Here is a 23,173-nt window from a genome sequence, read left to right as displayed (position 1 = left end):
CTCCTAAAAAGGAGTTTGATATTATAATTCATTAATGGCACGATATGCTTGATCAATTGCTGAATGCATATAGGCTGACCAATCAGAGTCTGAATTTGCTATAACGATATTTCCAAAAGGTTTTCTTGCAAGTTCTATTGTTTTTTGAGCTTCTTCTCTATCATCAAAAAGACTATTTTCAGTATATGAATAACAATGCCCCCAACGATTTACAACTATAGCTTTAATATCTTTTTCGTGATTAAATCCAGCTGAGCCTAACATACCTTGAAGTTGATCACGAATGATTTTTTCGTGCTCTTCAAAACTCATGGTAAATAATAAATTTCTACCCACTCTAGCTCTATCTCTTGCATCCATTCCATCAAGATCAATTCCTTGAATATTTGCAAAAGCCAAAGGAGAGCAAACCATATGAACGCAAATAGGCTTTTTAGGATCTCTTGGGTGATGATAGCCTCCCATATCCACAGGATAATCAAGTTTTGTTCTAGCATAAGGCATTTTAGGTGAGTAAATTTCATGAACACCAAGTTTTATAAATGGTTCCCAATTGCTTATAATGACTTTAGTGTGTAAAAGCGATGTTTTTACATTTTTACTCAAAGCATCTTTTTGTTCTTGTGGCAAACTTGGTATGATATATGGAATCATACTATTGTAATTTGCCATTACTACTTTTTTTGCTTTTATTCTATAATTTTTGCCTTTATTAACATAAGTTATTAAAGCTCCATCTTTTATATTTTCTACATTTATTACTGTGCTATTTAATCTTAAGCGAACTTTGTTTTTAGCAAGATCGAGTTTAGAATAATCAAAATGGGCTAAAGTAATATCATCCATGTCTTTGCCTTTTTTAGATACTTCAGGAATCAATCTTTTAACCATCAATCTAGCAACAGTTGCATTTCCATCAGCACAGTGGTGGATATATGGTTCTTCCATTTCAGCTAGTGCGTCACCTTCAATAGGATCAAGACCTAGTTTATCAAATCCAGGTAAAAAAGAAATTCTAGCATCTTCACAAGAAACAGCATCAATTCCCAACGCTAAAAAGTCATCTGTCATACCTTCAAAGAATTTTATAGCTTGAGGTGAGAGTTTAACCTTTTCTTCTAAAAATTTTTTATAGCTTGTCTTGGCTATATACTCATCTCTTTGTTTTTTATTCATACCTTTTAGATAATCTTTTTCGCTTTTGAATAAAGCGATTAAATCTTTTTTGTCTTTTTCATTTAGCGGAAAATCTTTTATAAAATCTTCTATACTTTTGCCATTGTTCTTTTCTTCTGGAATATCATCACAAATTACTTTTCTAGGATTTCCATTTACAACTTTATCTACTCCAAATTCAGCTTTAGAAAAATACACACCTCTACTAAGTTTTAAATCAGGGTAAAAATTTATATCAAAGCGTTTAGCTAATTCATCAATATCTACTCCTAAAGAAGATAACAATCCTACTACTTCTTTAGAATATAATGCTTTGGGAGATTGAAAAGTTTCACTACCCCCATAGCTTAAAATAATTCCATCTTCTAGTTCTATTTCATTTCTTCTAGCATGTCCGCCAAAATCATCATGATTATCAAGAATTAAAATTTTTTTATCTTTTCCAAATTTATTTTGATAAAAACAGGCAGCTGCTAATCCACTAATACCAGCTCCAACTATAACTAAGTCATATTCTTGTTTAGGTTTAATAGCACTAAAGTCAAATTTTTCACCATCTCTTAACATATGTGCAAATTCATAGCTTGCATTATTGCTTCCTCTTAGTCCAAGCCATTTAGGTGGGTAGTATTCTTTAGTGAAGTCTTCGATCTTAGCTTCTTTACCATATAAAACTTGCAAAGGAGTCATTCCTGCAAGTATAGTTAAAGCCATTCCATTTAAAAAGTCTCTTCTTTGCATGATTGTCCTTAAAATAAGATATATTAACTCTTATTTTAAGGAAGCTTTTATACTTTTATTCTTAAATTAACTTTTATATGCTATAAAATTTAATAATAAGTTACCTTTTTTCTCTTTTTATAATTTTTCCATAGTTTTAAAGATAAAAAAATTATAGCAATACTTAAAACAAAAATATGTGGAATTTGCGGAACTTTTGCAGATAAAAAATAATGCCAAGAAGTCATCAAAAAGCAGATATAGCCTAGTTTTCTAATTTTACTGAGTTTTGTAAAAAATTTAAAAGAGCTTATAAACATTAGCGTGAGTATAAAAAAGCTTATAAAACCACTAAATTCTAAATTTTTACTAAAAGTATCTTTAAAAAAAAGCATTAAGTCTAAATTTTTTCCAAAAGCAAAATAATTTAAAAAATGAATCAAGGCCCAAAAAAATGCATAAAAACCTAAAAATTTAGGATAATCTTTTGTGTGTTTATATTTTAAAAGTGAAAAAAACAGACTTAATCCAAAAAAGATTAAGCCAAATATACCACTATAAAAATACACAGATTTTACAATATCAAACTCTTGTGTGATTTGATAAATGCTGAAAATAATACTTAAAGTAAAAGCTAAAAATCCGCCAATATTGTAAATTTTTTTACTCATTAAAAATTGACCTTTAAATCCATATCTTTATATAAATATGCTACTTCTTTCTCATAGCCATTAAACATTTGTGTAGGTTTGGTGAAAAAATCTCCCAAAGGACGCTCATTTGCTTGAGACCATCTAGGATGTGAAACATTTGGATTTACATTTGCATAAAAACCATATTCTCTAGGATTTGCAAGCTCCCAGGTGGTTTTTGGCTGTTCTTTAGTGAATTCTATTTTCACGATAGATTTTATGCTTTTAAAGCCATATTTCCATGGAACTACTAGGCGAATTGGCGCTCCATTTTGTCCAAGTAAAGGCTTTTTATACATACCCACTGCCATAAGTGTTAGCGGATGCATAGCTTCATCCATTCTCAAACCTTCTACATAAGGATAATCAAGAGTTGGAAAGAATGAAGCTTGATCGGCAAATTGATTTTTATCAAAAAGAGTAGTAAATTTTATAAATTTAGCATCACTTTTAACTTTGCATTTTTCTATTAAAGCACGAAGTTCAAAACCTATCCAAGGCACTACCATAGACCAAGTTTCAACACAACGAAATCTATAAATCCTTTCTTCTAAAGGAAAAGATAGTAAATCTTCCATAGTTAAAGTTAAAGGCTCTTCGATTTCTCCACTGACTTCTATTTTCCAACCCTTTGTATTGAAATTTTTAGCAAGCTCTACAGCTCTTTTTTTATCTGTTGAAAATTCGTAAAAATTAACATAATTAGTTGCAATATTTTCATCACTAAGTTTTAATTTTTCATTGTTTGTATCAGGAAAAAAATTTAGCGCCATTAATTCAGATTGAACTAGAGCTGAACTAACTAATGCTCCAGCGCCTAATTTTAAAAAATGGCGTCTTTTTTTGTATAAATCTTCATGAGTTATATTCATAAAATTTCCTTTATTATGATTTTTGATATTAAAACATATAAAGGAAAATAAAAGGATAATTTTTATTATTTTATAAAAAATATTTTAAAAAATTATCTCATTATTTTCAGAAAGGCTGGGATTATTTTTTGGAAAAGGTGAAGTATTGGTATAATATTCTTTTTGTTTTTCATAAATTCCTTGATAAACTCCTTTAGGGATATTAAATTTTCTTGCACTATCAGGATAAAGTTCTAAATATTTTGTTAAAAATTCCTTAAATACTGGTGCAGCAGTTCTTGCTCCGCCTTCGATTTGCTTCATAGGTTTATTATCATCATTTCCATACCAAATAATAGCTTCAATTTCTGGGGTTAATCCGCAAAACCAAGCATCTATGCTTTTATTGGAAGTTCCTGTTTTGCCAGCTATTTCTATTCCTTCAACCCTGGCATTGCGTCCAGTTCCTTTTTGAACGACATTTTGCATCATATCATTAACCAAAAAAGCTTGTGCGGGTTCGCTAATTTTTCTCTCTCCAGATTTAAATTCTACTAAAGTTTTTCCATCCTTATTAATTACTTTTTTAATTAATATTAAATCTTTCTGAATTCCATAATTTCCAAAAACAGTGTAAAGTTTAGCATAGTCATAAATAGAAATTCCAAAACTACCCAAAACTATAGATAAATCTATAGGGATATTTTTAAATCCCATAAATTGAAGTTTATCATGGATTACATCAAGTCCTAAAGCAAGTGCTAGATTTATAGTAGCTAGGTTTCTTGAGCCAGTTAGAGCTTCTTTTAAGCTAATAATTCCTAAAAATTTTCCACCAAAATTTTTTGGTTTCCAATCTTTTTCATCTTCTTTAGTACTTTCAAAAATTCTAGATATGTCAGCGATTTTACTCATAGGCGAGTAGCCTAAATCAATGGCTATTTGATATAAGAATGGTTTAAAAGAACTTCCAGGTTGTCTTAAGCTTTGTGTAGCACGATTAAAATTACTTTTTGTGTAATTTACCCCACCAACTAAGGCTAAAATATCACCATTTTGATGATTTGCTACTATCATAGCTCCATTTAATGTGCTTAAATTTGCATCTTTATCTCTTTTTATAATTTCATCATAACCAAATTTTAAAGCATCTTTTGCGATATTTTGCACATCAAGATCAATGCTAAGTTCTATTTTGTATCCACCTGTTTTTAGATCTTTTATACCACTTAATTGTTTTAAAACTTCTTGAGTTACATAAGGGGCTGTATTTTGCGTTAGAGTATCATCATAAACTTTTGGAACTTCTTTTAAAGCATTTTGATATTCTTCATTAGAAATCCAGCCAAGATTATACATTCTTTGTATAACACTATTTGCTCTTGCTAAAGAAAGATCTAAATGTCTAGTTGGATCATAAGTGCTTGGAGCTTTTGGCATACCTACTAAAATAGCTATTTCTTTTAAACTAAGTTCATCTAAATTTTTTCTAAAATACCCAAGTGCAGCAGTTTTAACTCCATAATACCCATGACCAAAGAAGATAAAGTTTAAATATCTTTCTAAAATTTGTTCTTTGCTTAATGTATTTTCTAATTTATAAGCAAGTAAAGCTTCTTTAAATTTTCTATTTAGTGTTCTTTCTGGAGTAAGTTCGGTGTTTTTGATAAATTGTTGTGTAAGAGTAGAAGCTCCTTCCATAGTTTTTCCACCGCTTCTTATGATTTTAATAGCTGCTCTAAAAATAGCATCTACATTAACCCCATTATGCTCAAAAAAACTCGTATCTTCTATAGCTACCAAAGCTTCTATAAGCCTTGGTGGAAGTTCTTCATAAGGTGCATAAAAGCGATGTTGTTCAAAAACATTTGCTATAAGCTTTCCATTTTTATCAAAAATTTGTGTGGTTAAAGGTGGTTTATAATCCTTAAAAGTATATTGATTTAGATCTGAATCTGAAAACAAATAAGCAATAAAGATAAAAATCCCTATCGCACAAACTATACAAAAAGAAAAAAATATTTTTAATATCTTCATCATAAGAAAGCTTTCAAAAGTTCTATGTTAAGCCCAAAAGCAGTGCTTTGGTGGCCTATGATTTTTTTGATGTATTTTTTATGAAATCCCTCACACATTACTGCTCCAGCTTTGCCTTTATAAAGTTTTGAATCTATGTATTCTTGCATATCTTTTGAGTTAAATTTATCTAAGATTAAATCACACTTGCTGAGATTGTAAATTTTTTTATTCTCTAAAATTAAAATCATAGCACTTAAAACACTAATGTTTTTTCCATTTTGCATATTTAACATTCTAAATGCTTCTTCATCATCTTTAGCTTTTGTTAGAATTTCATTTTCAACACAAACTATACTATCAGCAAGTAAAACATTTTTAAAATTAGGATATTGCGCAAAAAACTGCTTTTCTTTTTCTAAAACGATTTTTTGCACATAAGAGCTAGGTTTTTCTTTTTTAACCAAGTTTTCATCATAGTTGATTATAATTTGTTTAAAAGCTATGTTTGCTTCTTTTAGTAAAGTAGCTCGTGATGGCGAACTTGAAGCTAGATAAAGCATTAAGCAAGACTTTCTTCTATGATTTTTTTAGCATGATTTAATGCTTGATCTATTTTGCTTATGTCTTTACCACCTGCAGTAGCAAAATCATCTCTTCCACCACCATTTCCACCTAAGATTTGAGCAATTTCTTTTACTAAATTTCCTGCTTTTAATGGAGCTTCTTTTACTCCTGCTGCTATGGTGATTTTGCCTTCTTTTTCTTGTAAAAGCAAAATCACTGCCTTGTTAGATTTGTTTTTAAACTCATCAATCATAGTTTTTATATCGCCACTATCTATTTTTTGCACACAATAGATAGTTCCGTTGAGTTCTTTTGAATTTAAGTCTGCTTTGCTGGAGTTTTTTAACTCATTTTTTAAATTTGTGATTTCATTTTTTAATTTTGCAACATAGCTTAAAATATCATGAGTTTTTAATTCTTCTTTAGCTTGATTAAGTTCTTTTAGATTTTCATTAACATAATCAAGAGCAGCTTTGCTAACTACTGCTTCTATTCTTCTAACTCCAGCACTAACACCGCTTTCTTTTACTATGTAAAAACTGCCAATCTCTGAACTATTTTTTACATGAGTTCCACCGCAAAGTTCTTTGCTAGCTCCTAGTGTTAAAACTCTTACCTTATCTTGATATTTTTCACTAAATAAAGCTATAGCACCGCTTTTTTTAGCTTCTTCTAAATCTAAAATTTCAATCTTAGCTTCATTTGCTTCCATAATGTAAGTATTTACTAAAGTTTCTATTTTGTTTAATTCTTCTTTGTTTAGGGCTTTTGGATGAGTAAAATCAAATCTTAGTTTATTGTATTCTACTAAAGAGCCTGCTTGACTTATATGCGAGCCAAGAATTTCTCTTAGAGCATGATGCAATAAATGTGTTGCACTATGGTGTCTTGCGATTTGCTCTCTTTTTTTTGTATCTATATAAGCTATAATTTCATCGTTGGTTTTTATATCTTGTTTTAGTTTAACCTGGCTTAGATTAATATCAAAGAATTTTTGCGTATCTAAAACTTCACTCTCGTTGATAAATCCTATATCAGCACTTTGCCCACCACTTGTTGCATAAAATGGAGTTTTTTCAAGCATTAGCCATACTATTTTTCCATTTTTAGCTTCAGGTATAGTTTTAAAATTTTCATCTAAAATTGCTAGAATTTTAGTTTTTTCTTTATAGTTTTCATATCCACTAAAGGTATTTTTGCCAAATTTTTCAAGTAAAATTTTAAAATCCCCACTAATTGCCTTATCTCCGCTTCCTTTCCAAGAAGCTTTGGCTCTATCTTTTTGTTCTTGCATTAAAGTATTAAATTTAGCCTCATCTACACTGATATTTTTTTCTCTTAGCATATCAGCAGTTAAATCAAGTGGAAAACCATAGGTATCATAAAGCTTAAAAGCTACTTCACCGCTAAAAATATCTTTAGTGTTTTTAAGCTCTTCGTTAAAAATTTCTATGCCATTTTCAATAGTACTTAAAAATCTTTCTTCTTCTAGTTTGATTTGCTCTTTAATAAATTCTTTTTTTTCGTTTAAGTAGGTATAATGTTCGCCCATTAATTCACAAACCACATCTACAAGCTCATACATAAAAGGTTTTTTAAATCCTAGTAAATACCCATGTCTTAATGCACGGCGTAAAATTCTTCTTAAAACATAACCTCTACCTTCTTTATCAAAGCCAACCCCTTGAGCTAGTAAAAATACACTCGATCTTATATGATCAGCTATTACTCTAAAGCTAGCTCCACTTTCATAGGTATAAGTTTTACCACAAAGTTTTGCTATTTTTTCTATGATAGGCATAAATAAAGAACTATCAAAATTACTAAATTTTCCTTCTTTTATAGCACTAACTCTTTCAAGTCCCATACCTGTATCAATGCTTGGCTTTGGTAAAGGACTTAGTGTGCCATCTGTGCTTCTTTCATACTGCATAAAAACTAGATTCCAAATTTCTAAAAACCTATCTCCATCACCACCCATATAATCTTCACTAGAATTAAAATGCTCACTTCCTTGATCGTAAAAAATTTCACTACAAGGCCCACATGGTCCAGTATCGCCCATTTGCCAAAAATTATCTTTATCACCAAATTTATAAATTCTTTCTTTTTCTATATGTTTTTGCCACAGCTTATAAGCCTCATCGTCATTTTCATGGACGGTTACATAAAGTCTATCTTTAGGAAGTTTTAAAATTTCAGTTACAAATTCCCAAGCATAAGCAATAGCTTCTTCTTTAAAGTAATCTCCAAAACTAAAATTCCCAAGCATTTCAAAAAATGTGTGATGGCGTGCTGTGTAGCCTACATTATCTAAGTCATTATGCTTACCACCAGCTCTTATACAAGTTTGGCAACTTGTTTTGCGAGGAGGGTTTGGGCGTGGTATCTCACCTGTAAATATGCTTTTAAAAGGCACCATACCCGCATTAGTAAAAAGCAAACTCGCATCATCAGGAACCAAAGGACTTGAAGGTGTAATTTCGTGTCCTTTTGATTTAAAAAATTCTAAATATTCTTTTCTTATATCCATAGGTTTTCCTAGCTGATTTTTTTGCTTAAAATAATACCAAAAATACTTTAAATTAAGTAAAACTATCTTATAATCACAATTTTAATTTACAAGGTTACTAAGATGAAAATTCCTTTTATAGACTTAAATGCTCAATATAATGCTTATAAAATAGAAATTGATGAAGCCATAAGTGAAGTTATACAAAATTCTTCTTTTATAGGTGGTGTAAAGCTTGAAGAATTTGAATCAAATTTAGCCAAATATGTAGGTATAAAACATGCTATGGGTTGTTCAAGTGGTACAAGTGCGCTTTTTTTAGCTTTGATGGCTTTAGGAGTAGGTAAAGATGATGAGGTTGTAGTGCCAAGTTTTACTTTTATAGCTACAGCTGAAATGGTGGCTTTGATAGGTGCTAAGCCTGTTTTTGTGGATATTGATTTTAAAGACTATAATCTTGATTTGCAAAAAATTCAAAAAGCTATCACACCTAAAACTAAAGCAGTAATTGCTGTGAGTATTTTTGGTCTTATGCCTGATATGTTTGCTTTAAAAGAACTTTGTAAAAATCACAACATTGCTTTGATAGAAGATGGCGCACAAAGTTTTGGTGCTAGTCAAAAAGGCGTAAAATCATGTGCTATAGCCGATATATCTTGCACAAGCTTTTTTCCATCTAAACCTTTAGGTGCTTATGGAGATGGTGGGGCGATTTTTACTCAAGATGATGAACTAGCACAAAAAATAAAAATTTATTTAAATCATGGACAAATTCAAAGGTATAAACACAAATATATAGGTATAAATGGGAGGCTTGATACTATACAAGCAGCTGTTTTAAATGTGAAATTAAAATATTTAGATAAAGAGATTAGCAAAAGAGAACAAATAGCTAAAATTTATGATGAAAATTTAAAAAATTGTATTTTACCGCCAAGAAAAAATGATTTTGTGAGTGCCCAGGCTCAATATAGCGTGCGTGTAAAAAATAGGGAAAAATTTATGCAAAAATTACAAGAGCAAGGCATACCTACTGCAGTGCATTATCCTTTAGGGCTTCATTTACAAGAAGCTTTTGATTATCTTGCTTATAAGAGAGGTGATTTACCAAACACAGAGCTTTTAAGTGATGAAATTTTGTCCTTACCTATGAGTGCATTTTTAAAAGAAGAACACCAGATAAGAGTGATTGAGGCTTTTAAATGAAGATAGGGCTTATAGGCCTTGGTAAAATGGGTAAAAACCATTTAAGAGAACTTGAGCGTAATTTAAAAGTAAAAGAAATTCATCTTTATGATCCTTTTTGCAAGGATAATTTTAACCATTTTTTACATAAAAATTTCGAAAGTTTTTTAGAGCAAAAGCTAGATGGGGTTATCATAGCTACACCTACATGTACGCATTTAGAAATAGCTTTAAAACTTTTTTCTAAGGTGAAAAATGTCTTAATTGAAAAACCTCTAGCTTTAAATTTAGATGAAATTTTAACTTTAGAACAAAAAGCTAGAGAAAATAAAGTCAGAGTAGGGGTAGGGTTTTGTGAGAGATTTAATCCTGCAGTTTTAACTCTAAAAGAAAAGCTCAAAAAAGATGAGATAATCAGTATCAATATACAAAGGATTTCACCTTACCCTCAAAGGATTAATGATGTTGGGGTTTTGAGTGATCTTAGTGTGCATGATATTGATTTGGTAAGATTTTTAAGTCAAAAACAAATTTCAAAAGCAAATATAAACAAAGCTTATTATCATGACAAATTTGAAGATGAGGTAATGATAAGCTTAAAGCTAGAAAATATTTTAGTAAATATCCATGATAGTTGGAATGCAAAACATATTATTAGAAATATTAAAATTTTAGGTAAAAATCATACCTATGAGCTTGATCTTAAAAATTTTGAACTTTTCATTAATATGCAAAAAATTTCAAATTTATATGAAAATTCCCCTTTATTTGCTGAACATGAAGCATTTTTTGAGCTTTTGCAAAAAGGGGTTTGCAAAAATTTAGCTAGCATTGAAGATGCCTTAAGAGTCCAAGAAATTTTAGAAGGTACTTGAGTAATGAAATATGTCTTTTTTTTAAATATGGGCGGGGTAAATGAGCTTGATGAGTGTGAAGTTTTTTTAAAAAATATGTTTAATGATCCTTATATTTTAGGGATAAAAAATGTTTTTTTAAGAAAATTTGTAGCCTTTATGATAAGAAAATCAAGACTAAAAGTTATGAAACAAAACTATGAAAGAATGGGTGGAAAATCTCCTCTTACTGAAATCACACAAAGTTTGTGTGATAAATTAAATTCTAAAACCAGAGAATGTAAATTTGATTTTATCAGTTTATATGTTCCGCCTTTTGCTAATGAAGTTTTTGCAAAATACAGCTTTAAAAAAAATGATGAGATAATTTTATTTCCTTTGTATCCTCATCATTCTAAAACAACAGTAACCACTTCTTTAGAAGTAGTACAAAATGAACTCAAAAAAAATCAAAATCCAGCTAAAATAAAGATCATTGATATTTTTTATAAAAATGAACTTTACAATGAAATGATTATCAAGCATATTTTAGAAAAAAAGAAAGAATATGATTATAAAACTTTGATTTTTTCCGCACATTCTTTGCCACTTTCCATAATCAAAAAAGGCGATTTATATGAAAAGCATATACAAGAACATGTAAGCATTTTAAAAGAAAAACTTAAAAATGAATTTGATCAAATTTTACTAGCATATCAATCAAAGCTAGGTCCGGTAAAATGGCTTGAACCAAATACAAGTGATATTTTAGTAAATTTAGATGAAAAAGCTTTGATTTATCCTATATCTTTTTGCATAGATTGTTCTGAAACGATTTTTGAGCTTGGAATAGAGTACAGACACTTAGCAAAAAGCGATTATGAGCTTATTGCTTGTCCTAACGATAGTGATGAATTTGTAGAGTTTATTTTAAACCAAACCTAAACCAATACCCCCCCCCATATTGACTATATAGTCTTTCACTATATAAAAGATATATTTAATACTTATTTAATAAATGATATTATAATTTCGATTTTATTTTAAATTCATTTATTAATTAAGGAGTTTATATGTCTTATTTCACGGGGGGGGGTATTGATTCTAAATCAAACCAAACTTCATCTTTAACTAATTCTTTTAATTCGTTTGTTTTAAACAAACATATTACACATAATAATCTTTCTTTTACTAAAAAAACTTTTTTATCTTTAGCAACTATATCTTTTTTAGCTACCTGTGCTAATGCTAGTATTACAACTATTAATGATAAAGTTTCTAATGGTAGTATAACTATTGCTAATGCTAGAAGCAATATATCAAGAGATATTAGTGGTGGTGGTTGTAGTGGAACAATTTGTACTATAGAAACCACTCAAAATAATGGAGTAACTATAAGTGGTAATAATGGTGGAACTTTAACCATTACAGATAAGGGAAGTATAACTAATAATAATAAATATGGTAGTGGAGTTTTAATTAATGGCAGCGCTACTAATGTAAATATTAATAATAGTGGAACTATTGATTCTACAAATACAAATAATCAAAGTGGTAATGGTATTAGTGTAGAAGGAAATAACAATAATAATATTACTATAACTAATAGTGGAAGTATCAATAGTGGTACTTTTAATGGAATTGAAATTAAAGGTAGTAATAATACTATAAACAATCTTACCAATAGTGGAATTATAACTGGTAAAGGTAATGGTATAAGTGTTAATGGTAGCAACAATGTAATTGAAACTTTGGATAATAGTGGGTTTATTAGTGCAATTAAAGTTCAAAATCAAGGCTCGATAAAAACTATAGATAATAAGGGAACTATAGGGGGCGTAGTTATTGATCATAAGAATAGTGTAATTCAAAATTTAATGAATCATGGCACTATTAATGGGAAAATAAATGTAATCGGAGGGAAGATTTCAAGCATTACCAATGATAAAAATGGTGTGATTAATGGTGGTATTGAGATAGGTTTATGGGGTGGAGGAGCTATAGATACTATTATAAATAAAGGCGCTGTTAATAGTGGTAATAGAGGAATTTTTATTACTAATAATACAAAACTTATAGAAAATTCTGGAGTGATTTCTGGGAATAATGCGGGTATTGATACTGATAATGGTGCAGACATTATAACAATATCAAACTCTGGAACCATTACAAGTGAAAAAGGAATTGGGATAAAAGTTTATTCTACTAATAAAAAAGGTATTGAAACAATTAATAACAAAAACAATGGTTTGATATATGGTAATACTGATGGGATTATGACATATGCTCAGTGGGGGCAAATTGGTAGAGTAAAGAATATCAACAACGAAGGTTCTATCATAGGTGGTAAAAATGGCATAAATATACAAGAATTTGGTAACAATAAAAGTTTAATTTCTTATATAGAAACGATTACTAACAAAGGCACTATTTTAGGTAAAAATGGTGCAGGTATATATGTAAATGGAGCTAAACAAGAAGTCAAAAACTATATTCAATTAGATGGTCCTAATGCTCTCATAGCAGGTGGTAAAGCAGGCATACATAATAAAGGAACCATAGGTGTAAATAATAATGGAACTTCTGTAAATAATGGTAATGTTATTGACTTAAAAAATGGCGCAACCATAGCTAGCCTAAAACAAGAAAAAGATGCCTAAAATATGATGAAAGTGGCACAGCTATACTTAATGAAGGAACTATCAAAGGTAATATCTCTTTAGATAAATCTTTCATTTATGGAAGTGTTTATAATAAAAACACCATAGGTGGTAATATATCTTTAAATAATAAATCTTATATTAGCTCTATAAACAATCAAAAAAATATTCAAGGCTCTATAGACTTAAAAGAACAATCTCACATTAATAGTATTTTAAATAATGGAACTATAGAAAAAGGAATAAGTCTTGATAAAAGTACTATAGGCTCTATAGAAAATTCAGGCATTATAGGTAATGGTGGTATTAAATTAAATAATGAAAGTAAAATAGGCTCTATTACAAACAATAAAAATGCTAAAACTGATTTAGATTTAAAAAACAATTCCATAGTAGATTTAGTAAAAAATGAAGGCACTATGGAAATAACTAAAGATGAAACTAGTTCTATAAATGCCTTTGATAATAATGGTAATTTATTAAGCAAATTTGAAAACAATAGTCAAATGCAAGCTATTATAAATAATAACAATGCTATTATGGAACAAGGCTTAGAAAATACTGGCTCTATAGCTGCTATTAACAATGCAGGAACTATAACAGGTATAAATAATACCTTTAATAAAATAACTAAAGATGATATAAAAAAGGCACTATAGGCACTATAGTAAATACAGGCATTATAGGTAATGAAGCTAGTCCTTTAGCTACTCAAGATATTACTTATGGTATTAATAATAGTGGCACTATAGAAAAACTTATCAATTCTTCAGGAGATATTAACAATCCTAATACTGATAAAGATATTCATATATATGGTGGTATTAATAATAGTGGTTATATAGATATATTTAATACAGGTAATATTCATGGTGGTATTACCAATAGTGGAACTTTAATCCTTAGTAATGGACACATTCATTCTGGAAATGGTTCTACTCAAGCTTCTTGGCATGGAGGCTTTATAGGTAAAAATAACAATGGCTACCATATAGAAAACAATGACAATGGTAAAGTTAGTATAGATGGTTGGTATTTTAATGATTTAGAATACAAAGGAACTACTCAAGAAGATATAGCAAATAGATTAGAAAATGCCATTATAGTAGGTGGAAATAATATAGGTGGTATTAGTGCAGATAAAATCTATGTAAATACAAGTAAGTTAAAATTAAATACAATCTATGATGCTAATACTTTCTTTATTGATGAAAATGGTAAAGTAATAGGTGATAAAATAAACAATAATGCAGGTGTAAATGCTAATAACATACATAGCTTATCAGGAATTTATGACTTTTTAGGTTTAGGTGAAGGTCGATATATAGCTAATGTTAATGTATCAGAATTAAGTGGTAAAACTCTAGCTAAATCTATGGTATATTCAGCTAGATTAAGAAATATAAATATTTCTAATATATTAAGAGATACTACAGCTAAAAACTTCCAAACAGAATTTTCTCAAGTATTAGATATGGAATTATCTAAAAAAGGTGAAGCTTATGGTAATGATGCTGATTTATTAGCTGAATTAGAAGATATATTTATACCAAATAAAAATCCAAATGCAAAAAACCATTCTTTCTTAATTCCTTATTATAATCATTCATCTATTAAGATAGGAAATAGTGTAGGACAATTAAGTGCTAATACTACAGGTTTAATAGGTGGTTCTTTAAGAGAATTACCAAATGATTATGGTACTATAGGTTTTTATTTAGGTTATGAAGATGCTTCTAAAGAACAAGCCACTCAAAGATTAAAATTTGATGATAAAACTTATTATGGTGGTTTAACTTATTATGGAGTATTAGCAAGAGATGGTATAGATCAATACTATATTAGTGCTAGTACAAGATTTGATTATACTACAACAGACATAGAAAAAACTTATAAAAATATACCTGCTACTATAGAAAGTGATACTCAAACTTATGGTTATGGGATAGATGTAAAAGTAGGTGCTAATTATTATAATACCTTAGAAATAGCTAGAATAACTCCTGAAATTGGTTTGAGTTATTATGGTATGAGTAATAAAAACTTTAGCTTAAAACATATAGATGGTCTAAGAGAGCATTATTTAGCAGAACAATTTAACTTTATAGATGCAAGTGCTGCTTTAAAATGGTATAAACCTTGGAGTGATAAATTAAGATCAAATGTAACTATAGGTGCTATAGTAAATCTTTATGAAGATGCTAAAGGTAATTTAAGATTAGGTGCTAATCATTTTACTACAGAAGTACAAACTTCTAAGTATTATGGCTTTGGTCAATTAGGACTTTCTTATAATATAGCTAATAATGCTGATTTATCACTAAATTATGCAGGAGCATTTACATTTGATAATACTACCTCTCATACTATGTTTTTAAAACTAGGTTTATGGTGGTAATATACACACTAGCTATTTAGCTAGTGTGATTTTATTTGCCTAGAGTTTGCTTAAAACAAATTATAAGTAACAAAACAATCATTCTTTATAATAAATAGAGAATGATTAAGCTACAATAGCCTAAAAGCTTTTTGTGAAAAACATAAACTCCTTATTAAGCAAACTCGTTAAGTTAAGCAAGCTCTAGGGAGGTAAAATGGTGGGTGTGTGGGATTTTTACTAATTTTATTTAAAGAAAATAAATTTAAAATCATTCTTTTTTTACTTTTTAGTATTTTTACAAGTGTATTGGGTGTATTAAGTAAGCTCTGGGGAGTTGAATTATTTATTTGGTATTTGCGATAGGTTTTAGATAGTTTTCTTTAATCAGTATATTTACCGTATCTTTAAACATAGGTAAAGCACTTTGTGCAGCATAATAACTATAAGATTTGGTAGGATTTCTTACTAAAACCCCTATGGTGTAGTTATTTTTCTCATCATTTGCAAAGCCAAAAAATGAAGCATTGTAGCGATTTGATGTATAGCCTTTTCTTTCGGCAATTCTTGCTGTACCTGTTTTACCACCTATGATTATGCCTTGAGTTTGTGCTTTTTTACCAGTTCCTTTTTCTATAACATTGATTAAAATTTGTTGCATTTCTTTAGCTGCTTTGCTTGAAAGAATTTTTTCTTTTTTTGATTCATCATCAAGACTTACCAAGCGTCCATCTTGGTATATTTTATTTGCAATTTGTGGGGTTATATAATAACCCTCGTTATTAAAAACATTATAAGCAGCTAAAAGTTGCATAAAAGTAGTTTTTAAACCATATCCATAGCTTAAAACGGATTTTTCAACTTCTCTTAGTCTTTTTGGGTTTGGTATTTCCCCTTTTTGTTCATAAGGAAGATCTATTCCGCTTTTTTCTCCAAAACGAAAAATTCTAAGTCCTGAAATGATTTCAAGATTGCTAAGTCTTTGGGCTATTTTAATCATACCAACATTTGAAGAATAGGTTATGACTTCTTCCATGCTCATTTTATTTTTCTTGTGATCATCGCGTATAGTAAAACGCCCAAGTTTGTATTGTCCACCTTGCGTATCGATAATCTCATTGACTTTGATTTTATCAAGCATTAAAGCAGTAGTGAATATAAAAGGCTTGATAACAGAACCCGCTTCATAGCCGTATTCTATAGCACTTGCATTAAGCACAGAAAGATCTTTTCCACGATTTTGTGGATCATATCTTCTTGAGCTAGCAAGTGCTAAGATTTTCCCGCTCTTGCTTTCCATTACAGCCACGATGATTTCATTAGCTTTTAAATCTTCATTTCTTTTATCAATGGCTTTTTCTAAATTTTTTTGAAGTTTTAATGATATATTTAGATATAAATCACAACCATCTATTTTGCGTTGCTCATAAGAGTGCAAATTTAAGATAATATTTCCACCTATATCTCTTAAACCTTGAATTTTTGCATTTTGCAAAGGATTTAAACACTCATTGTAGTATTTTTCTAAGCCTTTAATACCAACATTTTTAAAAATTTCACTTTGTTCATCCATATAGGTTCTTGTATAACCTATAATAGGCGTAAGTGAATCTTTAGGCATATATACACGATCTTCTTTGTGTTCTATGATGTCAAGCCCTCTTGTTTCTACTCTGCCGTTGTTGTTGGTGAAAGATTTAAAAAAACCTTGTGTGTAAAGCTTTTTAGCTAATTCTTTTAAATAACTTGCATCTTTAGAGTTTATATTTTGCAATAAAATAAAACTATACCCTCTTTTCTTTTTGATAGCCATTCTTTTTTTAATATCTTGCATTTCTTCATCATTTATACCACTATAAATTTGAAAGAGTTTTAAAAACAATTCTTTTTTATCTGGATTTAAACTTCTTAAATCTATTTCAGCTCTATAAATTTGCCTACTTGAAGTAATGGTAAAATTATCGCTTGTTATGATATTTCCTCTTAGAGCAGAATAGTATTGTTCTTTTTGGGTGTTTGGTATATGGCGTTTAGAAGTAAGAAAAAAAGTGGAAAGTAAAAATAAAGCCATAAAAAATAAAGCCATACAAAAAGCAAAAGCTACTTTTGAAACTCTATTTCTAATGGCGTTTGAAAGCATATATTAAATTTGAGTTCTTGAAATTTCTTTGTATGCGTTTATAGCCTTATTTCTAACTTCAAGCATAAATTTCATACTAGATTCTGCTTTGCTAATAGCTATTGCAGCTTGGTGCAAGTCTTTAACTTCACCTGTAGCAATATCTACCATAGCAGCTTCAGCGGTTTCTTGAGTTTTATTAAGATTATTAATAGAATTTTTCAATAAGCTTGAAAACTCATTACCTATGCTAGTATTATTTGCATTATTGTTTTTGTTATTAACATTATTGAGTTGATTTAAACTATTTATAGTATTCATTATTAACCTCTTAGTAAATCTATCGCACTTTGCGCTATAGTTTTAGTGCTTGTAAAAGCACTAACATTTGCTTGATAAGCTCTTGTTGCTTCTATTAAATCAGCCATTTCGATGACAGGATTTATATTCGGGAATGCAACATAACCTTGCTCATTTGCATCAGGATGAGATGGATCAAACTTCATACGAAAATCTTTATCATCTCTTACTACTTTATCAACCACTACGCTCATTATAGCAGGTTTTGCATCTTTTTGTGAAGCTGGATCGTTTAAAGGGTTCTCGTATTCTAAAAAATTATTATCTTTAGCTATTTGTTTATTTAATAACTCATTAAAATCAGTTGCTTTAAAAATCACTTCTCTTCTTCTATAAGGTCCACCTTCTGCTGTTCTTGTGGTGTTTGCATTAGCTATGTTTGAGCTAATTACATTCATTCTAAAGCGTTGTGCGCTAAGTCCATATCCACTAATATCAAAATCACTTAAATAAGCCATTATTTTTCTCCTAGCCTAACTTAGAACTTGTTTCAATGATGGTTGAAAAAATATTACTTTGTCTTCTTAAAACACCATCTAAAGCTGTAATCATCATAGTATTTTTGCTCATTTCAGTAGTTTCTACATCAAGATCTACCGTGTTTGCATCATTTCTTGCCAAATGTCCATCTCTTAAATAAATAGTCGATTTATTTGGATCTGGAAATTTCCATGGTTTTTGATGATTTGCATTGGTGCTTGCTAACTCAAGTTCTTTGGTATCTTTTTTTTTGAAAATTTCATTTGCTCTATTTACTAAAGCAGTTTCAAATTCTATATCTCTTGCTTTATAAAAAGGAGTATCAACATTTGCAAGGTTAGAATTAATCATTTGACTTCTTAGGTTTCTTCCTGCTAAAGCATCAACAATAAGTTCTTTTGACTTAAAAGGGCTTATCATAATTTTTCCTTTAAAATAAAGCTTTTGTAAAATAAAAGCAAAAACTATTCCAAAAATATTTATGTAATTTTGTATTTTTGTGTATTTATAAGTATATCTTTTTATAGTAAATTTTTAAAATTTTCAAAGCCACTTTCAAGAGAAATTCTCTTTTCTAATATAGTTAAAAAATCTTTTTTTGACATCTCTTTTGCACCCATAAATTTTAAATGCTCATTAGGTACTTGACAATCTATTAAAAAATCATAAGGTTTTAAAAGTTCGCAAAGTTTTATTAATGCTATTTTTGAGGTATCTTTTCTAAGACTTATCATACTTTCACCAAAAAACATTTTTCCTATAATGAGTCCATATAAACCGCCAATTAGCGTATCGTTTTCATAAATTTCAACACTATGAGCTAAATTTTGCTCAAAAAGCTTTGTATAAACTTGTATAAATTCTTGACTTATCCAAGTTTTTTTTCTTAAAGCACAAAGTTTTATAATAGAGCTAAAATTAAAATCAAGCTTTATTTCATAAGTTTTTAAAGCTTTTTTTATGCTTTTTTGTATATGAACTTCTTCTGGAAAAAGAACCATTCTAGGAGAAGGGCACCACCAAGTAACAGGATTGCTTGTCCATGGAAAAAGCCCTAAGCTATATGCATAAGGTATAAAATCTACCTCTAGTTTTTCACTGATAAAAACAGGTGCATCATCAGGGCTTTTTAAGAGCTTAGAATATAAATTCGATTTTTTCATTTTTAGAAAGTTTTAGTTTAAGTTTGCCACCATTTTTTAATTTTCCAAATAAAATCTCATCACTTAATTTTTCACCAATTTCTTCTGAGATAATTCGTTTTAGTAATCTCACTCCAAATTCATTATTATTAGTTTTTTTGGCAAGAAATTCTTTTACTTTTTTATCTGCTTCTATGGTGATATTATTTAAATTTGTAGCGATTAAATCAAGTTCTTTTTGAACAATTTGTTCTAAAATGTCTTGATTTAAGTTATTAAAATGTATGATTTTATCTATACGATTGATAAATTCAGGTGCAAAGAAGTCTTTTATAGCTTTGTTACTTTTTTCTTTATCGTTACTTAAAAAACCAAGTTCATTACTTTCTTTTAAACCTAAATTAGAAGTCATAATGATGATAGTATTTTTAAAATCAGCTTTTAGACCACTATTATCTGTTAAGCTTGCATTGTCAAAAATTTGTAAAAATGTATTAGTTAAATCTGGATGAGCTTTTTCTATTTCATCAAATAAAACTACACTAAAAGGATTTTTTCTAATGCTATTACTTAACAATCCGCCATCTTCATAACCCACAAAACCAGCAGAAGTTCCTATAAGCTTACTAACATCATGTTTTTGCGAGTACTCACTCATATCAAATCTTTCAAGATTTAAATTTAAAATTTGTGCTAAATTTTTAGCAAGTTCAGTTTTACCAACGCCGCTTGAACCAGTAAATAAAAACACACCTTTTGGGGTATTTTTGCCTTTTAATCCTGCATAACTTTGTTTTAAGGTAGAACACAAGGCTTTGATGGCTTCATCTTGACCAAATATATTTTGCTTTAAGTTTAGTTCGAGATTTTTTAAAATTTTACTCTGATCGCTTTCGTAAATTTTATGAGAATGTGTCATTCTAGCTAAAGTGTTTTCTAAATCTTTTATTTTTACTATTTTTTTACTTTTTTTATCTTCTAAAGCAAAACTTGCACCTAGTTCATCAATTAAATCAATCGCGCTATCTGGTAAGAATTTATCATGTAAAAATTGTTTTGCAAGTTTTATACTCGTTTGTAAAATTTCATCATTTAGTTTGATTTTATGAAAATTTTCATATTTACTTTTTAGACCTTGCAAGATTAAAAAACATTCTTCTTCGCTTGGTTCATCTATGTCAATTTTAGCAAATCTTCTACTTAAAGCTTTGTTTTTATCAAAAGTATTTTTATACTCTATAAAAGTAGTTGCACCTATGCATTTTATATTTCCATTGCTTAATGCAGGTTTTAATAAATTTGACATATCTGCATGGCTTTCATTGCTTGCACCAGTTCCTACTATGGTGTGAATTTCATCTATAAACAAAATAGCATTAGGGATATTTTCTAACTCTTTAATAATATCTTTTAGTCTTTTTTCAAAATCGCCTCTATATTTTGTACCAGAGAGCAAACTTGCCATATCAAGACTATAAATTTTTGAATTTTTTAAATGTTTAGGAACTTTTTCTTCTGCTATAGCTAATGCTAATCCTTCTATAACCGCACTTTTTCCAACTCCTGGTTCGCCTACTAAGATAGGATTGTTTTTTTTGCGTCTGCTTAAAATTTGCATCATTCTTTCTAATTCAAATCTTCTACCTATAACAGGATCTATTTTACCTTTTTTTGCAAGTTCAACTAGCTCGGTAGTGTGGGTTTTTAGATTTTCAAATTCTGCACTTTGTAGTAATTCTTGTAATTTTTCTTCTTCGATTAAATGTTTTTTTAAAATATTGCAAGAATAAGCTTTTTCTTCTTTGCAAAGTGCAATGATGAAATCAACTACACTTGTTTGTTTTTTTGCATTTAATTTGTGTAATATATTTTCTAAGATTACAGAAAAAATAGGTTCTATTTCTTTTTTTAAAATCTCATTATTTTTTGCTAGATAGTTTTTTAGATCGTTTTCAAAGCCTTGTAAATCTCCATCTCCGATTTCTTCAAGTAAATTTTTAAAATCATTGCTTAGTTTAACTAATGCAAAAAGTAAATGTTCGCAAGTGATAAATTCGTGATGATTGATAAAGCTTAAATGTCTTGCATTTGGTATAAACGAATCAATCAATTCTTTATATTTCATTGTTCTTCTATCCTTGTTTGGAGTGGAAAATTATTGTTTTTTGCAGCTATATCAACTTGTTGTTTTTTGCTAAGTGCAATTTCTTCTGTATATACGCCACAAACACCACTTCCTTGGTGGTGAATTTCAAGCATTATCATACTTGCTTTTTCAAAATCATGATGAAATATATTCATTAAAACTTCTATTACAAAGTCCATAGTGGTTATATCATCATTTAAAAGCAAAACTTTAAACATTTTGGGTTCTGCTAATTTTTGTTGTTCTAAAATTTCATTTTTTAGATTCATTGATTATCCTAGCAATATCTTCTTGCATAGTTTGGATAGAAATTTTTCCAAGATAATATTTCACATAATTTTTTGAATCCTTATTCCAAAAATCTGTTAAGTCTTGATAAATTCCATTTTTCAAAACCACTTTAAAAGGCAATTGTTCCATATTTTGATAATTAATATCTTTTAATGCTTGTGCTACAATCCTATCATTTTCTTTGGAATTACTTAGAAAATAATATGCGCCATATTTTATTGCAAAATCTTTTACAGCTTGATCGCTGACATTTTCAAAATGACTAAGCCCTATGATTGTAAAATTTTCTTTATTTTTTTGCCATAAATTAGTAAGATGTGGTGCTTCTTCTTGACACGGGGTGCAAAAGGTTCCAAAAAAATCAAACATTAAAATTTTATTTTCTTCTCCTTTTACAATAAAACCATTTTGAGTTCTAATTAATGTCTTTTCTCCACCATTTATGCTTTTTAAAAGGATTTCATCACCCATTTTGTATTCTGCAAAAATAAAATCATTTTCGATTTTTTCTTCACTAGAACAAGCGCTAATAAAAAGTGCAAAAATAAAAGTTAAAAATAAATAAGTAGTTTTTTTCATAATTTTCCTTTAAAAATGATTTTTTATAGCAGCTCTTGCTTCGAGATCTGCTTGTTTTTTCTTTAAACTTTCTCTTTTATCATGTAAATTTTTACCTTTAGCAAGTGCTATTAAAACTTTAACTTTATTTTTTTCATTAAAATAAAATTCTAAAGGAACTATAGTAAAACCTTGGATACTGATTTTTCCAAAAAGTTTATCGATTTGTTTTTTATGCATTAAAAGTTTTCTAGCACCCTTTTCATCATGCTTGTAAAAAGAATGCGTTGTACTAAGATGAGAAATATGAGCATTAAGCAAGAAAATTTCACCCTTGATAATACGAATAAAAGAATCTTTTAAGTTAGCTCTAAAAGCTCTTAGTGCTACTACTTCAGAGCCTTTTAAAACAATACCCGCTTCAAATTTTTCTAAAATTTCATAATCAAAAAAAGCTTTTTTATTTTTTACGATAGTTTTTTTCATTA

General features: G+C 29.0%; 22 protein-coding genes. 6 read left to right on the top strand and 16 right to left on the bottom strand.

What is annotated here, in order from left to right:
• Positions 1–21 precede the first annotated feature (21 nt).
• The 6 genes from CARM_RS05555 to alaS all read right to left on the bottom strand — a co-directional run bounded on the left by CARM_RS05555 (position 22) and on the right by alaS (position 8,555).
• Complete coding sequence (locus CARM_RS05555; RefSeq protein ID WP_139427133.1) at positions 22–1,917, bottom strand: NAD(P)/FAD-dependent oxidoreductase; 1,896 nt, start codon at positions 1,915–1,917, stop codon at positions 22–24.
• Between the two features lie 89 nt (positions 1,918–2,006).
• Positions 2,007–2,567, bottom strand: coding sequence for a sulfite oxidase heme-binding subunit YedZ (locus tag CARM_RS05550; protein WP_139427131.1), 561 nt, complete (start codon positions 2,565–2,567; stop codon positions 2,007–2,009).
• Positions 2,567–3,487, bottom strand: coding sequence for a protein-methionine-sulfoxide reductase catalytic subunit MsrP (gene msrP / locus CARM_RS05545; protein ID WP_268904558.1), 921 nt, complete (start codon positions 3,485–3,487; stop codon positions 2,567–2,569). Before msrP ends, CARM_RS05550 begins: the two co-directional genes overlap by 1 nt.
• Positions 3,488–3,544: 57 nt before the next feature.
• Positions 3,545–5,476, bottom strand: coding sequence for a penicillin-binding protein 1A (locus tag CARM_RS05540; RefSeq protein WP_139427163.1), 1,932 nt, complete (start codon positions 5,474–5,476; stop codon positions 3,545–3,547).
• Positions 5,476–6,018, bottom strand: a complete 543-nt coding sequence (gene maf, locus CARM_RS05535) for a septum formation inhibitor Maf (RefSeq protein ID WP_139427127.1) — start codon at positions 6,016–6,018, stop codon at positions 5,476–5,478. Before maf ends, CARM_RS05540 begins: the two co-directional genes overlap by 1 nt.
• On the bottom strand, positions 6,018–8,555 hold the full coding sequence (gene alaS / locus CARM_RS05530; protein WP_139427125.1) for an alanine--tRNA ligase: 2,538 nt from the start codon (positions 8,553–8,555) through the stop codon (positions 6,018–6,020). Before alaS ends, maf begins: the two co-directional genes overlap by 1 nt.
• A 108-nt stretch (positions 8,556–8,663) precedes the next feature.
• Between alaS and CARM_RS05525 the strand changes: the two genes are divergently transcribed.
• From CARM_RS05525 to CARM_RS05510, 4 genes are all read left to right on the top strand, one after another.
• On the top strand, positions 8,664–9,740 hold the full coding sequence (locus CARM_RS05525; protein ID WP_236103578.1) for a DegT/DnrJ/EryC1/StrS family aminotransferase: 1,077 nt from the start codon (positions 8,664–8,666) through the stop codon (positions 9,738–9,740).
• Positions 9,737–10,594: a Gfo/Idh/MocA family protein gene (locus CARM_RS05520; RefSeq protein WP_139427121.1), complete on the top strand. Its 858-nt coding sequence runs from the start codon at positions 9,737–9,739 to the stop codon at positions 10,592–10,594. Before CARM_RS05525 ends, CARM_RS05520 begins: the two co-directional genes overlap by 4 nt.
• A gap of 3 nt (positions 10,595–10,597) precedes the next feature.
• Positions 10,598–11,497 carry a ferrochelatase gene (gene hemH, locus CARM_RS05515; protein ID WP_139427119.1) on the top strand — a complete coding sequence of 300 codons (900 nt, stop codon included), beginning with the start codon at positions 10,598–10,600 and terminating at the stop codon, positions 11,495–11,497.
• Positions 11,498–11,625: 128 nt separating this feature from the next.
• Positions 11,626–13,212, top strand: coding sequence for a beta strand repeat-containing protein (locus CARM_RS05510; RefSeq protein ID WP_176301005.1), 1,587 nt, complete (start codon positions 11,626–11,628; stop codon positions 13,210–13,212).
• A gap of 199 nt (positions 13,213–13,411) precedes the next feature.
• Here the strand turns inward: CARM_RS05510 and CARM_RS05505 are convergent, their stop codons facing one another.
• Positions 13,412–13,603, bottom strand: a complete 192-nt coding sequence (locus tag CARM_RS05505; protein WP_176300975.1) for a hypothetical protein — start codon at positions 13,601–13,603, stop codon at positions 13,412–13,414.
• 28 nt (positions 13,604–13,631) lie between these two features.
• Here CARM_RS05505 and CARM_RS05500 point away from each other — a divergent pair, with 28 nt between their 5' ends.
• Both CARM_RS05500 and CARM_RS05495 read left to right on the top strand, forming a co-directional pair.
• Complete coding sequence (locus CARM_RS05500; RefSeq protein WP_176301004.1) at positions 13,632–13,871, top strand: hypothetical protein; 240 nt, start codon at positions 13,632–13,634, stop codon at positions 13,869–13,871.
• Between the two features lie 716 nt (positions 13,872–14,587).
• The gene (locus tag CARM_RS05495; RefSeq protein ID WP_176301003.1) at positions 14,588–15,610 is read left to right on the top strand and encodes an autotransporter outer membrane beta-barrel domain-containing protein; all 1,023 of its coding nucleotides are present in this window, start codon (positions 14,588–14,590) and stop codon (positions 15,608–15,610) included.
• A gap of 325 nt (positions 15,611–15,935) precedes the next feature.
• On the opposite strand, the gene CARM_RS05490 is transcribed toward CARM_RS05495, so the two are convergent.
• The 9 genes from CARM_RS05490 to smpB all read right to left on the bottom strand — a co-directional run bounded on the left by CARM_RS05490 (position 15,936) and on the right by smpB (position 23,171).
• The gene (locus CARM_RS05490) at positions 15,936–17,729 is read right to left on the bottom strand and encodes a peptidoglycan D,D-transpeptidase FtsI family protein (protein WP_139425767.1); all 1,794 of its coding nucleotides are present in this window, start codon (positions 17,727–17,729) and stop codon (positions 15,936–15,938) included.
• 3 nt (positions 17,730–17,732) lie between these two features.
• Entirely contained in the window at positions 17,733–18,029 is a 297-nt protein-coding gene (gene fliE, locus CARM_RS05485; protein WP_139425769.1) for a flagellar hook-basal body complex protein FliE, read from the bottom strand.
• A 2-nt stretch (positions 18,030–18,031) separates the two neighbouring features.
• A complete protein-coding gene (gene flgC / locus CARM_RS05480; protein ID WP_039618718.1) occupies positions 18,032–18,526 on the bottom strand; it encodes a flagellar basal body rod protein FlgC in 495 nt (164 codons plus the stop codon).
• Between the two features lie 10 nt (positions 18,527–18,536).
• Positions 18,537–18,968, bottom strand: coding sequence for a flagellar basal body rod protein FlgB (flgB, locus tag CARM_RS05475; RefSeq protein ID WP_039668590.1), 432 nt, complete (start codon positions 18,966–18,968; stop codon positions 18,537–18,539).
• A 101-nt stretch (positions 18,969–19,069) separates the two neighbouring features.
• Complete coding sequence (aat, locus tag CARM_RS05470; protein WP_139425771.1) at positions 19,070–19,711, bottom strand: leucyl/phenylalanyl-tRNA--protein transferase; 642 nt, start codon at positions 19,709–19,711, stop codon at positions 19,070–19,072.
• Positions 19,686–21,815 carry an AAA family ATPase gene (locus CARM_RS05465; RefSeq protein WP_139425773.1) on the bottom strand — a complete coding sequence of 710 codons (2,130 nt, stop codon included), beginning with the start codon at positions 21,813–21,815 and terminating at the stop codon, positions 19,686–19,688. The genes aat and CARM_RS05465 overlap by 26 nt, the downstream gene beginning before the upstream one ends.
• Entirely contained in the window at positions 21,812–22,105 is a 294-nt protein-coding gene (locus tag CARM_RS05460) for an ATP-dependent Clp protease adaptor ClpS (protein ID WP_139425775.1), read from the bottom strand. The genes CARM_RS05465 and CARM_RS05460 overlap by 4 nt, the downstream gene beginning before the upstream one ends.
• A complete protein-coding gene (locus tag CARM_RS05455; RefSeq protein ID WP_139425777.1) occupies positions 22,089–22,706 on the bottom strand; it encodes a TlpA disulfide reductase family protein in 618 nt (205 codons plus the stop codon). Before CARM_RS05455 ends, CARM_RS05460 begins: the two co-directional genes overlap by 17 nt.
• 9 nt (positions 22,707–22,715) lie before the next feature.
• Positions 22,716–23,171, bottom strand: a complete 456-nt coding sequence (smpB, locus tag CARM_RS05450; protein WP_139425779.1) for an SsrA-binding protein SmpB — start codon at positions 23,169–23,171, stop codon at positions 22,716–22,718.
• Between the last annotated feature and the right edge of the window lie 2 nt (positions 23,172–23,173).

Source organism: Campylobacter armoricus, assembly GCF_013372105.1.
In the GTDB taxonomy this organism is placed as follows: domain Bacteria; phylum Campylobacterota; class Campylobacteria; order Campylobacterales; family Campylobacteraceae; genus Campylobacter_D; species Campylobacter_D armoricus.
Note: the sequence above shows the minus strand (reverse complement) of the source record. Positions and strands in the feature narration are given on the sequence as shown.